The organism is Bradyrhizobium sp. SYSU BS000235 (assembly GCF_049747295.1).
GTDB lineage: Bacteria > Pseudomonadota > Alphaproteobacteria > Rhizobiales > Xanthobacteraceae > Afipia.
This window is the reverse complement of sequence record NZ_JBMHJM010000001.1, coordinates 3,171,599-3,185,963: the sequence shown is the minus strand read 5'-3', so window position 1 is coordinate 3,185,963 and position 14,365 is coordinate 3,171,599. Positions and strand designations below refer to the sequence as shown.

Genomic DNA, 14,365 nt, shown 5'->3' with positions numbered 1-14,365 from the left:
ATCTAACGCAGCGCCATCAGCAGCGCGAAACCAAACAGCGCACAGAGCCCGGCAAAGAATCCCAACGTGAAGGTCAAGAGTCTGCTGCTTTGGCGCTTGACCGGCGCAGCGGCTGGCATCTCCGCCGGCATCGGTGTCACGATCATCGCGTGCTCACGCTCGATCATGCGGCGCGCGATGTAGTCGGTGACCGAGTCGACAATGGTTGCGACATCGTGGGACTGAGCGAGCACGATCCGCCCAAAGCGGGTGTCCTGCACGAAGCGATACATCCGCTTGTCGCGCCCCATCGCAACATGGGCTACTGCGTCGATCCACAATCGCGGTGTATCGCCCTGGCTGATACCGCGATCGAACAGGTCCACACCGGACGGAATTTCTGCGAACAGCGAATCGAGCGCGTCGTTGAGAATTTCGAGCCGGGCAACTTCGGCGTCACGCAGGTCGACAACGACGCCGGTGCGGTCCGCCGCCTCGATCCGGGCTTTGCGCAAGGCATCGCGCAGCCGGACCGGTTTCAGCTCCGTCGAATGACCTTCTGCCTTTTGCTCGGACATCGCTTTGTTGCCTTTGTTTCGATGTCCTTAACCTATCAGTAACTGTACCGGCGGCAAAGGCCCGGAAATAAGGGTTGTACAGCCCAAAAAAGGCAGCGGCCCCGCCCGGAAACCGGGCGAGGCCGCTGCTTGTCGGCGTAGTTCGTGGCCACGCCGTGTCTCGTTTTGAGACGTCCTGTGCGTTTCCCCGAGAAACCTCAAGCGACGGCGCGCTGGGGCTCTTCCACGATGGAGAAGCGCACGCTGCCGCGATGGCGATTCTCTTCGGACACCGCACGCCAGGCGTCTTCGGCCTCCTTGCGGGTCTTGAAAGGTCCCTGGACCTGCGCCGAACCTTCCACGAGCTTGTGGAAGTTCATCGAACCGAACTCGCCGCCAATCACCCAGAAATTGCTGCCGTTGGTCATTTCAGTCTCCTGTTGCCGCGTATCGTGATCAGTCTGGAATCTCCAGACTGATCAATTCCACCGTTAGCCGAACTGGTTCATCGTATTGTGCGCGCCACCCGCCTTCAGAGCGGCCTCACCGGCGAAGTATTCCTTGTGCTCATCACCGATGTCGGATCCGGCCATGTTCTGATGCTTGACGCAGGCGATCCCCTGACGGATTTCCTGACGTTGGACGTTCTTCACGTAGCCAAGCATTCCCTGCTCGCCGAAATACTCCTTCGCGAGATTGTCGGTCGACAGTGCTGCCGTGTGATAGGTCGGCAACGTGATCAGGTGATGGAAGATGCCGGCACGCTTGGCTGAATCCGCCTGGAAGGTGCGGATGCGCTCGTCGGCTTCAATGGCCAGCGGCGTATCGTCGTATTCCGGCTTCATCAGGTCGGCGCGATTGTACTTGCTGACATCCTTGCCGGCTTCCTTCATCGCGTCGTACACCTGCCAACGGAAATTGAGCGTCCAGTTGAACGATGGCGAGTTGTTGTAGGCCAGCTTGGCGTTGGGAACCACTTCGCGAATGCGGTCAACCATCTTGGCGATCTGCTCGATATGCGGCTTCTCGGTCTCGATCCACAGCAGATCGGCGCCGTTCTGCAGCGAGGTGATGCAGTCGAGCACGCAACGATCCTCGCCTGTGCCGGCGCGGAACTGATAGAGGTTGCTGGCAAGCCGCTTCGGACGCATCATCTTGCCGTCGCGGTTGATGATGACATCACCATTCCTGGCGTTGGCCGCGGTCACTTCCTCGCAATCCAGGAAGCTGTTGTACTGATCGCCGAGATCGCCGGGCTTGTGGCTCACCGCGATCTGCTGCGTGAGACCGGCACCGAGCGAGTCGGTGCGCGTCACGATGATGCCATCTTCGACACCGAGTTCGAGAAAGGCGTGGCGGCAGGCGCGTATCTTGGCCACGAACACCTCATGCGGCACCGTCACCTTGCCGTCCTGGTGGCCGCACTGCTTTTCATCAGACACCTGATTTTCGATCTGCAGCGCGCAGGCCCCCGCTTCAATCATCTTCTTCGCGAGAAGATAGGTCGCCTCGGCATTGCCAAAGCCCGCGTCGATGTCGGCGATAACAGGCACGACATGGGTTTGGAAGGTGTCGATCTTTTCGATCAAAGCCTTTTCCCGCGCCTGGTCGCCTGCCTTGCGGGCAGCGTCGAGGGCGCGGAAGATGTCGTTGAGTTCACGGGAATCCGCCTGACGGAGGAAGGTATAAAGTTCTTCGATCAGCGCCGGCACCGAGGTTTTCTCGTGCATCGACTGATCGGGAAGCGGCCCGAACTCGGAGCGAAGCGCTGCGATCATCCAACCCGAGAGATACAGATAGCGGCGATCGGTTGTGCCGAAATGCTTCTTGACCGAAATCAGCTTCTGCTGCGCGATGAAACCATGCCAGCAACCAAGCGACTGGGTGTACTTGGTGGGGTCGGCGTCATAGGCCGCCATATCGGCGCGCATCAGCGCTGCATTGTAGCGAGCGATATCGAGGCCGGTCTTGAAACGGTTCTGCAGGCGCATCCGCGCCACGGCTTCAGCGCTGACGCCATTCCAGGTCGGCTGGGTCTTGAGCAGCGCTTCAGCAGCGCCGACCTCGCTCAGATAAGACGCCGGCTCCTGAAGTGCCCGGTCACTGATTCCACGTGGCTGGTAGTTCATATGCGTGATCCCTTTGATGACGATGCTTGTACTATCGACATTTTTTACAGTGCATTGCAAAATGCGCACCTAGATCTAACGCGGGAAGGGTAAATTCGTATAGATACCTTGATTTTGAATGATGATTATATGTAACATCTAAACTTGTAATAGATGTTACTTTGTAAAATTTGTCACAATTGACGTGTAAGGAAGGCTGATGGCGACCGAGGCGGGCAAAAAGCTTTTTGTGGGTCCACGTTTCCGGCGGATCCGGCAGCAACTTGGCCTATCGCAGACCCAGATCGCGGAAGGCCTCGGCATCTCTCCGAGCTACATCAACCTGATCGAGCGCAACCAGCGTCCGGTCACGGCGCAGATCCTTCTGCGGCTGGCGGAAACCTACGACCTCGACCTGCGCGACCTCGCCACGGCCGACGAAGACCGCTTCTTCGCCGAACTGAACGAGATTTTTTCCGATCCGCTGTTCCGGCAGATCGACCTGCCCAAGCAGGAGCTGCGCGACCTCGCTGAACTTTGCCCCGGGGTCACCCATTCGCTGCAGCGGCTTTATGCGGCCTACACCGAAGCGCGGCGCGGCGAGACCCTGGCCGCCGCGCAGTTCGCCGATCGCGATGAAGGCCCAGGGGTGAGGTTCGAAGCTAACCCGATCGAGCGCGTGCGCGACCTGATCGAGGCCAACCGCAATTACTTCCCTGAGCTGGAAACCGCGGCTGAAACCCTGCGCGACGAGTTGAACGTCTCGCCGCAGGATCTGTTCACGGCGCTGAGCGACCGTTTGCGGGAACGTCACTCCACCACGGTGCGCATCATGCCGGTGGACGTGATGCGCGAAACCCTGCGGCGCTGGGATCGCCATCGCCGTCAGGTACTGATTTCGGAAATGGTCGACGGCTCCGGCCGGGTGTTCCAGCTCGCGTTTCAGCTGGCGCTGGCCGAATGCGGCCCCTTGATGGAGTCGATCGTCAATCGCGCTGGGCCGCTTGAAGACACCTCGCGTCGGCTTTACCGGATCACGCTGGCGAACTACTTCGCCGCCGCAGTGATGATGCCGTACCAGGAATTCCATACGGCTGCGGAAACGCTCGGTTACGACATCCAGGTTCTCGGCCAGCGCTTCAACGTCGGCTTCGAGCAGATCTGCCACCGACTGACCACGCTGCAGCGCCCCAATGCGCGCGGCGTGCCGTTCTTCATGCTGCGCGTGGACAATGCCGGCAACGTTTCGAAGCGATTTTCATCGGGCACCTTCCCGTTCTCGAAGTTCGGCGGGACGTGTCCGTTGTGGAATGTGCACTCCACCTTCGACACGCCGGACCGCATGCTGCAGCAGGTGATCGAACTGCCGGACGGCAGCCGCTATTTCTCCATCGCCCAGATGGTCCGGCGTCCGGCGGCGCCCTATCCGCAGCCGCAGCCGCGCTTCGCCATCGGCCTTGGTTGCGAGATCCGCCATGCATCGAAACTGGTCTATGCCGGCGGGCTGGATCTCGAAAAAATCCAGGGTACGCCGATCGGGGTGAACTGCCGGCTGTGCGAACGGGAGAACTGCAGCCAGCGCGCCGAACCGCCGCTCACCCGCACGCTGATCCTCGATGAGAACACTCGGAGGGTGTCGTCATTCTCGTTCAGCAATGCGCGGGAGCTGTGAGATCCGTCCCGTTCCGCACTTGACCCATCGCACCATCCAAACAACAGTGACATTGTTTGATTTGAGACGTCGCTGACTGAAGGCCGCTCGTACTGCTCAGGGAAATTGAATTCATGTTGTCATATTTTCGGATGAGTCTCTCGACCGCCGCTGCAATTCTCATTTCCGCACTATCAATTTCCTCCCCCGCCTCTGCCCAAAGCGGCGCGACTTGTCACGGCGGGCAGAGCTTCGCCCAGTTTCTCGCACAACTGAAACAGGACGCTGCAGCCGCCGGTGTTTCGCAGCGTGCGATCGCGGCCGCATCGCCGGGCCTCGTCTACGACCAGGGCATCGTCAATCGCGATCGCGGCCAGCGCGTATTTGGCCAGGTCTTCACCGAATTCGCCGGACGCATGGCGGCGGATTACCGGATGCAGCAGGGCCGCGCGAAGATTAAAACCTATGCGCAAGCCTTTGCGCGAGCCGAAAAGGAATATGGCGTGCCGCCCGCGGTGATTGCTGCCTTCTGGGGACTGGAAAGCGATTTCGGCGCCAACATGGGCAAGCTGCCGACGCTGCGTTCGCTGGTGTCGCTGGCTTACGACTGCCGACGCGCGCAGATGTTTCACGACGAGACAATTTCCGCTTTGAAGATCATCGATCGCGGCGACCTGACACCGGGCGAGATGATCGGGTCATGGGCGGGTGAACTGGGCCAGACGCAATTTCTGCCGTCGCACTACTACAACTACGCCGTCGACTACGACGGCGATGGTCATCGCAACATGCTGCACAGCGCGCCGGATGTGATCGGATCGACGGCCAACTACATCGCCACCGCGCTGAAATGGCGCCGCGGCGAACCGTGGCTGCAAGAGATTCGCGTGCCGGCAAACCTGCCGTGGGACCAGGCCGATCTCACCCTCAAGCATCCGCGCTCGAAATGGGCCGCATGGGGCGTGACCTTTGCGGACGGCCGGCCGTTACCGAACGACAATCTTCCGGCATCGGTTCTGCTGCCGATGGGCCGCACCGGACCGGCATTCCTCGCCTACGCAAACTTCGCCGCTTACACCGAATGGAATAACTCGCTGATCTACTCGACCACGGCCGCCTATCTTGCCACCCGCATCGCGGGCGCAGCGCCGATGCGCAAGCCGGCAACACCCGTCGCCCAATTGCCGTTCAATGAGATTCGCGAACTGCAGCAATTGCTGGTTCGCGCCGGCTTCAATGTCGGCAAGGTCGACGGCGTGCTTGGCCAGCAGAGCCGCATTGCGGTCAAAACCATGCAGGCGAAATACGGCTTGCCGGCCGACTCCTGGCCGACGGCCGAATTGCTGGCCCGGATGCGCGGTGGACCGCGCTGATCGTCACACGTCACACAAGCGTGCCTTGACACGATCAGGATTTGGATCGAGAGCAACCGCCCCACGATCTTATCCCGGAAAGGTCTCTCTATGTCGTTCTACGATGGCTCCGCGCCGCTGTTCATCCACACACTCACTGCTCTCTCCAAGATTCTGACCAAGGCAGAAGCCTATGCCAAGGACAAGAACATCGATCCTGCCGTGTTGCTCAACGCGCGGCTTAGCCCGACGATGTATCCGCTCACAAAGCAAATTCAGCTGGCCTGCGATTTTTCCGGCAAGGCATGCGCACGTTTCTCGCAGACCGAATTGCCGGTGATGGCTGACAACGAGACGACATTCGAGGAATTGCAGGCGCGCATTGCCAAGGTCATCGGCAATATCAAAGCGTTGCCTGCCGAGAAGTATCAGGGCGGTGAGGCGCGCGAGATCACCTATCCTGTCGGACAAGACAAGACGGTGACGGTGACGGGGCAGCAATTCCTCAATCATGCTGCTCTTCCGAACTTCTTTTTCCATTGCGTCACGGCCTACGACATTCTGCGCCATAACGGCGTCGAGGTCGGAAAGCGTGATTTCCTAGGAATTTCATAAACTTCGCATGCAGCAACTGCGCTCGCACAGATTTTGTGCGGGCGCGGGCTTGAATCACCCCGAGCCGTCAAATAGATGCAGTTGCATTAAGTCCTGACATGGGGATTACCCAATGACTTCCAAACTTTTCGACGCCTACAAGCTCGGCCCGATGACCCTGAAAAATCGCGCTGTCATGGCTCCATTGACGCGCAATCGCGCCGTCGCAGGATTTGTGCCTAACCCGCTCGCCGTAGACTATTACGGCCAGCGCGCCTCTGCTGGATTGCTGATCACCGAAGCAAGTCAGATCTCGCAACAAGGCCAGGGCTACCAGGACACGCCCGGCATCTATTCGAAAGAGCAAGTCGCCGGCTGGCGCAAGGTGACGGACCGTGTCCACGAACGCGGCGGACACATCGTCCTCCAGCTTTGGCATGTCGGACGCATCTCGCATACATCGCTGCAGCCGAATAACGGAGCACCTGTGGCGCCTTCCGCCATTCGCGCCAACGGCAAGACATTCGTCGGCGGCACATTCGCAGATGTATCGGAGCCGCGCGCTCTAGAGCTGAACGAAATCCCCGGCGTCATCGATGACTACAAGCGCGCGACGGCCAATGCATTGGAAGCCGGCTTTGACGGTGTCGAGATCCACGGCGCCAACGGCTATCTGCTCGATCAATTCGCGCGCGATGGCGCGAACAAGCGCACCGACGCTTATGGTGGACCGATCGAAAATCGTGCCAAGTTGATGCTGGAAGTTTCCAAGGCTGTGTCAGAAGTCGCGGGCGCTGATCGCACCGGCATTCGCATCTCGCCGGTGACACCGGCCAACGATCTCATCGACAGCAATCCACAAGCCCTGTTCAACTATATTGTCGATGGCCTGAGTGACCTCAAGCTCGTCTACATTCACGTTGTTGAAGGCGCGACTGGCGGCCCGCGCGACATTGCCCCGTTCGACTATGAAGAACTGCGCAAGCGCTATAGCGGCGCGTACATTGCCAACAACGGCTATGACTTCAAGCTTGCCAATCAAGTGCTGGATACCAACAGAGCCGACCTGATCGCGTTCGGGAAGCTTTACATTTCGAATCCCGATCTCGTCGAACGTCTTAAGCTTGGCGCACCGCTCAACGACTTCGACAAGACAACGTTCTACGGCGGCGATGCGAAGGGTTATACCGATTATCCCGCAATGGCGTGATCCGGCGAGTGCTCTGCAAAAAGCGACGTCACTGAAAAACAACAGAGGCCGGGAGCAATCCCGGCCTTTTTCACGACATCAGCGCGCAATTCAACTGTGCTTGAAGTCCGCCTACACGTTTCAGGCTGGCTGCTCGACCCGGCCGGCAAGACATTGCGTTGCAGCACGCTCGGCTTCGCGCGCATTCTTGAAGAGCTTGCCGTCGAGGGGATTGAACCGATGGGTGGCTGCAAAGAAGCGGAAACCGGATTTATCACGAACGACGATGCCTGCGGCTTCCGAACTGACTTCAATGATGTACGTATCAGACATGCTATTTGACTTCCGTGCCCACCTTCTTGGTTCCGCGCATTAACGCTGAAGAGCCGAAAAGGTTTCAGTTAAAGTCGTTCTTTTCTCCGGACGCTTACACATCACCACGTGCATGACATGGGCCATCGTATTTCCAGCCAATATCGCCTGAAATGACTCGAACATAGCCGAACCACGCCATGACGCTATGCAACGCGCCGCACGTGTAGGCGCTTCGCGCGACAGTTTTATAACCTGGCAACGGCTTTAAAAGGGCATGAGCGAGGCATGATGCCGCAACCGAGTCATCGCCCCAAAATTCGCACAAACGTCATCATCGTTAAGATGCGTAAACGAATCAGTCCTGATCGAATCAGGTGTTCAGATTGTAGTTCGCAGTGACTCTTGCGCAATCGCCTGCGGGTTGCCGTGGTCATCAACGGACACGTAAGTGTAGTTGCCGTCGGTCACGAGGATGAGCCGGGCTTCCTTGCGGCGTTGCACCCATGCTTCCAGATGCACCGTGATCGACGTGCGGCCAACGCGCACTGTCGTGGCATAGACGGACACTACATCGCCGACATAAACCGGTTTGCGAAATGTCATCGCTTCGATTGCAACGGTGACTGTCCGGCTCTGCGTGGTCTTATAAGCGTAGATGCTGCCGGCGAGATCCATCTGACTGAGCAGCCAACCGCCGAAAATGTCCCCGTTCTGGTTGGTGTCCGCCGGCATCGCAAGCGTGCGAATGGAAAGTTCACCCTGCGCTTCGGCCGGCGCCGGAGCAGCGTGGACGGACGTCTCTGCCATGAACGGATTCCCCAAATTCAGACTCAGGTGAAGCTATCCCATCCCGCATCGGGTTTGAAGCGGCTGCCGAACTTCATCTCCAGCGTCTTCAACGCTGTCACAACGTTTGCCGCCCCGCGCGTGCGCGCATAGTTCAACGGTCCACCACGGAAAGGCGCGTAACCTGTACCGAAGATCATCGCGCCGTCCACAACGTCAGCGTTATCCACAATGCCTTCGCGCAGGCATGCAACACATACGTTCGACATTGGCAGCACGAGACGATCAATCATCTCATCAGTAGGCGAGAGCTGCGACGGCACCTTGACGGCCTTGCCGTCCTTCCAATCGTAGAAGCCCTTCCCGGTCTTGCGGCCGAGCTCTCCGTTCTTCACCTTGTCACGCAACCAATCCGGCGCCGGCGGCAGCGCAGCCTCGCCAAACTTGGAGCGAAGCATGTCGCCAACCGCGAGGCAGATATCGAGACCGACCTGATCGGCAAGCTCGATCGGCCCCATCGGCATGCCGAATTTTTCGGCGGCTGCATCGATGACCGCCTTGTCGACCTTTTCATCGAGCATCACCATCGCTTCCAGCATGTACGGCGTCAGCGCACGATTGACGAGGAAGCCCGGCGAGCTCTTCACCGACAGCGGCAGACGATCGATGGCGCCGACAAACCGCAGCGCGGTTGTCAACGCCTGCGGATCGACCGTGTCATGGCTGACCACCTCGATAAGTTGAAGCCGCGATACCGGATTGAAGAAATGCAAGCCCAACAATCTCTCCGGCGTCTTGAGAGTGGTACGCAAATCCTGCAGCGGAATGCTCGACGTGTTGGTGGCAAGGATGGCGCCGGGTTTCATGATCGGCTCAAGCCCGGCATAGACCTTCTGCTTGAGGTCGAGCTTCTCCGGCACAGCTTCGATGATGAGATCGGCGTTACGTGCGCCCTCGCCGGTCATGTCCGGAATCAAACGGTCGAGCGCATCGCGCACGTCGGTTTTCTTGCGGATGATCTTGCCGAACAAATCCACCGCGCGCTTCATTGCACCTGCGATCGGCTCCGGCTTCATGTCGGCAAGGGTCACGCGCAGTCCGCGATTCGCACACCACGCCGCGATATCGCCACCCATGGCTCCCGCGCCGATCACATGCACGTGCTTCACGGTGTTCGTACCGTCCGCCAACTCCTTCATCAGCTCGCGTACGAAGAACACGCGAATGAGATTTTGGGCAGTTGGTGTGACCATGAGATTGGCGAACGAGGTCTTCTCCGCCGCGAGCATCGCCTTGCGGTCGCCGCCGTGCTGTTCCCATAGATCGATCAGCGCATAAGGTGCCGGATAGTGTTCCTTCGGCGCAGTCTTGGCCGCTTCGCTCCGCATCCGGTTGGCAAGCACGCCGCGCACAGGACCGAAATTCATGATCTTTCCAGGCAGGCCCTGCCTGCGCGGCCGCAGCCGGCCAAAGATCGCGTCTTTCACCGCGCCGCGAACGTGCCTTTCCTGCGTCACGGCTTCGACCAGCCCCAGCGACTTGGCGCGCCGGGCATCGATGGTCCTGCCAGTCAGCATCAAGGTCATCGCCTCGAGCGGACTGATCAGATGCGTGAAGCGCACCGTGCCGCCGAGGCCGGGATGCAGGCCCAGCATCACCTCGGGAAAGCCGAACCGTGCGTTTTCAATGGCGATGCGTGTATTGCAGGCGAGCGCCACTTCCAACCCGCCACCGAGACAAAAGCCATGGATGACGGCGACACTCGGGATCTTCAGCGCTTCGAAGCGATCGATCACCGCATGGGCCCTGCCGATTTCCGTCTCCACTTGGCGCGGATCGGCTGCACCGCGGAATTCATTGACGTCGGCGCCTGCGATGAAGCCCGACGGCTTCGCCGAACGGACAACCAGTCCGACGGGACGCTCGCTTTCGAGCGATGCAACGATCTGGCTCAGTTCTTCAAGCACATCCCCGGACAGCGTGTTGGCGCTCGCCCCTTCGCGATCGAACAACAGCCACGCAATGCCATCGGCATCCCGGGTGAGCTTGAAGTTCTTGTAAGGCCCCGGTGCCGGCGTCGGCCCGAGATCGAGCACATGGTCCTTCAGAACGTCCATGATACGGCTGTCCATGATCGTTCCCTCTATACCGTCTCAATCAGCATGGCACCGCCGAGGCCGCCGCCGATGCACTCGGTGGCAATGCCGCGCTTGGTCCCAAGCCGCTTCATCGCGTTGACGAGATGCAGCACAATGCGATTGCCGCTGGTGCCGACCGGATGGCCGAGACTGATAGCGCCGCCATCGACGTTGAGCTTCGCCTGGTCGAGCTGACCGGCAGCCCCATCAAGGCCAAGCACCTCGCGGCAAAACTTGTCGTCTTTCCAGGCCGCAAGACATGCGAGCAATTGAGACGCAAACGCCTCGTTGATCTCCCAGGTCTCGATATCCTGAAGTTTCAGATTGTGGCGCTTCAACAGTTCGGTTGACGAGAGCACCGGGCCGAAGCCCATGATGGCCGGATCGAGCCCCGCCCATGCGCTGTCGACGATCACGGCCTTTGGTTTGAGGCCATGTTTGTTGACGGCATCTTCCGAAGCCAGAATTGTCCAGCACGCGCCATCGGTAATCTGCGACGAGTTGCCGGGCGTGACCTGTCCCCACGGCCGTTCGAACGCCGGCTTGAGCTTGGCGAGCTTCTCCATGGAGGAGTCAGGCCGCACACCGTTGTCATGGTCATAGAACTTGCCGTCGCGCGCGAAAGCGGTTTCGACTTCGCCCTTCAGAAAACCTTGCTCCTGCGCGAGCGCCAGCCGGCGATGGCTTTCCACCGCGTAAGTATCAGCCTGTTCGCGTGTCACGCCCATCAGGTGTGCGATCACTTCCGCGGTCTGCCCCATGTTGAGGTCGGTCACCGGGTCAGTCAGTCCGCGTTCGAGCCCGATGATCGGATTGAAGTAGGACGGACGAATTTTCAGAAACGCCGCAAGCTTCGCCAGCGGCGCCTTGGCGGTGGCGAATTTCGCGAACCAGCGCACGCCGGACTGCGGAAACACCAGCGGGGCGTAACTCAGCGCCTCCGCGCCGCCCGCGAGAATCAGATCCGCCTTGCCGGCTTCGATGGTACGGTAGGCCGTATCGAGCGACTGCATGCCGGAGCCGCAGTTGATCTGCACCGTGAACGCCACCATGCGTTCACCCATGCCAAGCCGCAACGCTGCAACGCGCGCCGGGTTCATCTCGTCCGCGATGACGTTCACGCAGCCGAGAATGACCTGATCGAATGCACTTGGTTCAAATGGCTGACGCGCCAGAAGCGGCCGGCCGCATTGCACAGCAAGATCAACCGGCGTGAACGGCCCGGGGCCACCTTGCGCTTTCAGGAACGGCGTCCGCGCGCCGTCGACAATGTAAACCGGCCGCGCCATCAGCTTGCCGCCCGGTCAGGAGAGGTCTGTTTGTGCTCCGGCCGCTTTTTATAGATCGGCGAGAGAACTTCCGGTGCGAAGTCATCGACATCGATCACCCGCGCGACCGCCTCGTGAGCAGCGCTGAGCCGGTCGCCTTCATCGGCGGTGATAACGCCCTTCTTCACGGCTTCGCTCCAATCGCGCAAATGCGCCACGCGCATTTTCTTTTCGATGGCTTCGTTCGCCGTCACCAGCAAAAATGCCTTTTCCAGCCGCGCGAGCGGGCCATCGTCATCCGCGTGGTACAATCCCGCCGTCAGGCGATCACGGACCGCCGACGGCTCCAGGATCAGTTGCGCGCAGCGATGCACGACATCGTCCGATGGGCCGAGCGGGTTGGAGCCCAGCGGCTGGATCAGGAATTTCAGGATCACCGCAACAAATCGGTTCGGCATATTGGCCAGAATTTCGCCCAGGCGATTTTCGATGGTGCGAATGCCATTCGCCATCACCCATTCGAGCGCCGCGAAATCCGCCTGCTGACGGCCTTCATCTTCCCAGCGCTTCAAGGCTGCTGAAAGCAAGTAGAGCTCGGACAGAATGTCGCCGAAGCGAGCCGAGAGCATTTCCCGGCGCTTCAGCGCGCCGCCAAGCGTCAGCAGCGCCATGTCCGCGCACAGCGCGAACGCGGTCGAATAACGAGACAGCTGCCGATAGTAACCGGTCGCAGCGCCTGCGTCCGGTGCAGGCGCGAACACGCCGCCGGTCCAGCTGCGTCCCCACGCGCGGAAAACATTGGTGATGGCGTGGCCGACATGTTTCGAGAACGCCTTGTCGAACGCGTCCAGCCCCTTCTTCACGTCGGGATCGCCGATGGCGTTCATTTCCTCCAGCAGATAGGGATGCGCGCGGACGGAGCCCTGCCCGAACACGATCAGATTGCGCGTCAGGATATTCGCGCCTTCCACCGTGATCGCCACCGGCACCGAGCGGTAAAGGCTGCCCATGTAATTCTGTGGCCCATCGATGATGGCCTTGCCGCCGTGCACATCCATGGCGTCATCAACGGCAATGCGCAGCCGCTCGGTGGCGTGCAGCTTCATGATGCCGGAGATCACCGCCGGATGAATGCCCTGATTGAGTGCGGCGCAGGTCAACCGGCGCGCAGCATCGAGCTGGTAGGCAGTGCCGGCAATGCGCGCGAGCGGCTCTTCGATGCCCTCGAACTTTGCAATCGGCACATGGAATTGCTCGCGGATACGCGCATAGGCGCCCGTCGCGCGCGCGCAATACGCAGCGCCTGCCGCCGACTGCGAAGGCAGCGAGATGCCGCGCCCTGCGGCCAGCGCCGTCATCAGCATCTTCCAGCCCTGGCCGATTCGCTCCCGTCCGCCGATGATGAAATCGAGCGGAATGAAAACATCCTTGCCCCAGTTCGGGCCGTTCTGAAACACCTGCATCGCCGGCAGATGGCGATGCCCGATGGTGACACCCGGCAAGTCCGTTGGTATCAGCGCCACGGTGATGCCGAGTTCTTCCTCGTTGCCGATCAGGTGATCCGGATCGTAAGCCTTGAAGGCAAGACCGAGCAGCGTCGCGACAGGGCCAAGCGTGATATAGCGCTTGTGCCAGTTCAGGCGCAGGCCGATGGTTTCCTTGCCTTCGAATACGCCCTTGCAGATGATGCCGGTGTCGATCATGGAGGCCGCATCAGATCCTGCTTCCGGGCTGGTTAAACCAAAGCACGGAATCTCGCGTCCTTCGGCGAGGCCCGGCAGCCATTTGTCCCGCTGCTCCTTGGTGCCGAAATGCATCAGTAATTCGCCGGGACCGAGCGAATTCGGCACCATGACGGTGACGGCCGCCGTCACCGAGCGCGACGAGATCTTCCGAACCACTTCCGAATGCGCGTAGGGCGAGAACCCGAGGCCGCCGTAGTCCTTCGGAATGATCATGCCGAAGAATTTATGGCGCTTGATGAAGTCCCAGACCTCCGGCGGCAGATCGCGCCACTCCCAGCTGACTTTCCATTCGTCGACCATGGAGCACAGTTGCTCGACGGGACCATTCAGAAAGGCGGTCTCTTCCTCGGTCAGGGTCGCAGGCGCAATGGCGAGCAATTTCGACCAGTCGGGATTGCCCGTAAAAAGGTCCGCATCCCACCAGACGTCACCGGCCTCCAGTGCCTCGCGCTCGGTGTCGGACATCGGCGGCAGCGCCTTGTGCGCCCATGCGAAAATCGGCCGGGTCAGCAGGTCACGTCGAAGGGAAAAGCTCATGGCGGGATTCCTTTGGGACGAGCCTCGATGCGAGCAACCCTCAGGTTGCGAGGAAATCAGCGAACATGGACGTCAAACACCATTGTTAATCCGCAAAGTATGAAAATGGGTTGAAAATCACACCACGCACACGTCCCGACCGGTAA

At 60.0% G+C, this 14,365-nt stretch carries 12 protein-coding genes; 4 read left to right on the top strand and 8 right to left on the bottom strand.

Going from position 1 to position 14,365, the window contains the following annotated elements; genetic code table 11:
- Positions 1–2 precede the first annotated feature (2 nt).
- The 3 genes from ACP0KA_RS14840 to ACP0KA_RS14830 all read right to left on the bottom strand — a co-directional run bounded on the left by ACP0KA_RS14840 (position 3) and on the right by ACP0KA_RS14830 (position 2,665).
- The gene (locus tag ACP0KA_RS14840) at positions 3–557 is read right to left on the bottom strand and encodes a hypothetical protein (RefSeq protein WP_424629517.1); all 555 of its coding nucleotides are present in this window, start codon (positions 555–557) and stop codon (positions 3–5) included.
- Positions 558–754: 197 nt separating this feature from the next.
- Positions 755–964 (bottom strand): DUF4170 domain-containing protein, encoded by a 210-nt coding sequence (locus ACP0KA_RS14835; RefSeq protein ID WP_424629516.1) that lies wholly within the window; start codon positions 962–964, stop codon positions 755–757.
- 63 nt (positions 965–1,027) lie between these two features.
- A complete protein-coding gene (locus ACP0KA_RS14830; RefSeq protein WP_424629515.1) occupies positions 1,028–2,665 on the bottom strand; it encodes an isocitrate lyase in 1,638 nt (545 codons plus the stop codon).
- A 199-nt stretch (positions 2,666–2,864) separates the two neighbouring features.
- On the opposite strand from ACP0KA_RS14830, the gene ACP0KA_RS14825 reads away from it, so the two are divergent.
- The 4 genes from ACP0KA_RS14825 to ACP0KA_RS14810 all read left to right on the top strand — a co-directional run bounded on the left by ACP0KA_RS14825 (position 2,865) and on the right by ACP0KA_RS14810 (position 7,451).
- Positions 2,865–4,316, top strand: a complete 1,452-nt coding sequence (locus ACP0KA_RS14825) for a helix-turn-helix domain-containing protein (protein WP_424629514.1) — start codon at positions 2,865–2,867, stop codon at positions 4,314–4,316.
- Positions 4,317–4,429: 113 nt separating this feature from the next.
- Positions 4,430–5,668: a lytic murein transglycosylase gene (locus ACP0KA_RS14820; RefSeq protein ID WP_424629513.1), complete on the top strand. Its 1,239-nt coding sequence runs from the start codon at positions 4,430–4,432 to the stop codon at positions 5,666–5,668.
- A gap of 90 nt (positions 5,669–5,758) precedes the next feature.
- Positions 5,759–6,262 (top strand): DUF1993 domain-containing protein, encoded by a 504-nt coding sequence (locus ACP0KA_RS14815; RefSeq protein ID WP_424629512.1) that lies wholly within the window; start codon positions 5,759–5,761, stop codon positions 6,260–6,262.
- 112 nt (positions 6,263–6,374) lie between these two features.
- Positions 6,375–7,451 carry an alkene reductase gene (locus ACP0KA_RS14810; protein WP_424629511.1) on the top strand — a complete coding sequence of 359 codons (1,077 nt, stop codon included), beginning with the start codon at positions 6,375–6,377 and terminating at the stop codon, positions 7,449–7,451.
- A 120-nt stretch (positions 7,452–7,571) separates the two neighbouring features.
- Here ACP0KA_RS14810 and ACP0KA_RS14805 read toward each other — a convergent pair whose 3' ends face one another.
- From ACP0KA_RS14805 to ACP0KA_RS14785, 5 genes are all read right to left on the bottom strand, one after another.
- A complete protein-coding gene (locus tag ACP0KA_RS14805) occupies positions 7,572–7,763 on the bottom strand; it encodes a hypothetical protein (protein ID WP_424629510.1) in 192 nt (63 codons plus the stop codon).
- A 360-nt stretch (positions 7,764–8,123) separates the two neighbouring features.
- The gene (locus ACP0KA_RS14800) at positions 8,124–8,552 is read right to left on the bottom strand and encodes an acyl-CoA thioesterase (RefSeq protein ID WP_424629509.1); all 429 of its coding nucleotides are present in this window, start codon (positions 8,550–8,552) and stop codon (positions 8,124–8,126) included.
- Positions 8,553–8,575: 23 nt separating this feature from the next.
- Entirely contained in the window at positions 8,576–10,663 is a 2,088-nt protein-coding gene (locus ACP0KA_RS14795; RefSeq protein WP_424629508.1) for a 3-hydroxyacyl-CoA dehydrogenase NAD-binding domain-containing protein, read from the bottom strand.
- Positions 10,664–10,674: 11 nt separating this feature from the next.
- The gene (locus ACP0KA_RS14790) at positions 10,675–11,958 is read right to left on the bottom strand and encodes an acetyl-CoA C-acetyltransferase (protein ID WP_424629507.1); all 1,284 of its coding nucleotides are present in this window, start codon (positions 11,956–11,958) and stop codon (positions 10,675–10,677) included.
- The gene (locus ACP0KA_RS14785) at positions 11,958–14,219 is read right to left on the bottom strand and encodes an acyl-CoA dehydrogenase (RefSeq protein ID WP_424629506.1); all 2,262 of its coding nucleotides are present in this window, start codon (positions 14,217–14,219) and stop codon (positions 11,958–11,960) included. The genes ACP0KA_RS14790 and ACP0KA_RS14785 overlap by 1 nt, the downstream gene beginning before the upstream one ends.
- Between the last annotated feature and the right edge of the window lie 146 nt (positions 14,220–14,365).

Excerpts from the sequence above, each read along its gene's own strand:
- ACP0KA_RS14825 (WP_424629514.1), top strand. The coding sequence starts at position 2,865 with ATGGCGACCGAGGCGGGCAAAAAGCTTTTTGTGGGTCCACGTTTCCGG.
- ACP0KA_RS14785 (WP_424629506.1), bottom strand. The coding sequence starts at position 14,219 with ATGAGCTTTTCCCTTCGACGTGACCTGCTGACCCGGCCGATTTTCGCA.
- ACP0KA_RS14835 (WP_424629516.1), bottom strand. The coding sequence starts at position 964 with ATGACCAACGGCAGCAATTTCTGGGTGATTGGCGGCGAGTTCGGTTCG.
- ACP0KA_RS14800 (WP_424629509.1), bottom strand. The coding sequence starts at position 8,552 with ATGGCAGAGACGTCCGTCCACGCTGCTCCGGCGCCGGCCGAAGCGCAG.
- ACP0KA_RS14840 (WP_424629517.1), bottom strand. The coding sequence starts at position 557 with ATGTCCGAGCAAAAGGCAGAAGGTCATTCGACGGAGCTGAAACCGGTC.
- ACP0KA_RS14815 (WP_424629512.1), top strand. The coding sequence starts at position 5,759 with ATGTCGTTCTACGATGGCTCCGCGCCGCTGTTCATCCACACACTCACT.
- ACP0KA_RS14795 (WP_424629508.1), bottom strand. The coding sequence starts at position 10,663 with ATGGACAGCCGTATCATGGACGTTCTGAAGGACCATGTGCTCGATCTC.
- ACP0KA_RS14830 (WP_424629515.1), bottom strand. The coding sequence starts at position 2,665 with ATGAACTACCAGCCACGTGGAATCAGTGACCGGGCACTTCAGGAGCCG.
- ACP0KA_RS14805 (WP_424629510.1), bottom strand. The coding sequence starts at position 7,763 with ATGTCTGATACGTACATCATTGAAGTCAGTTCGGAAGCCGCAGGCATC.
- ACP0KA_RS14810 (WP_424629511.1), top strand. The coding sequence starts at position 6,375 with ATGACTTCCAAACTTTTCGACGCCTACAAGCTCGGCCCGATGACCCTG.
- ACP0KA_RS14790 (WP_424629507.1), bottom strand. The coding sequence starts at position 11,958 with ATGGCGCGGCCGGTTTACATTGTCGACGGCGCGCGGACGCCGTTCCTG.
- ACP0KA_RS14820 (WP_424629513.1), top strand. The coding sequence starts at position 4,430 with ATGTTGTCATATTTTCGGATGAGTCTCTCGACCGCCGCTGCAATTCTC.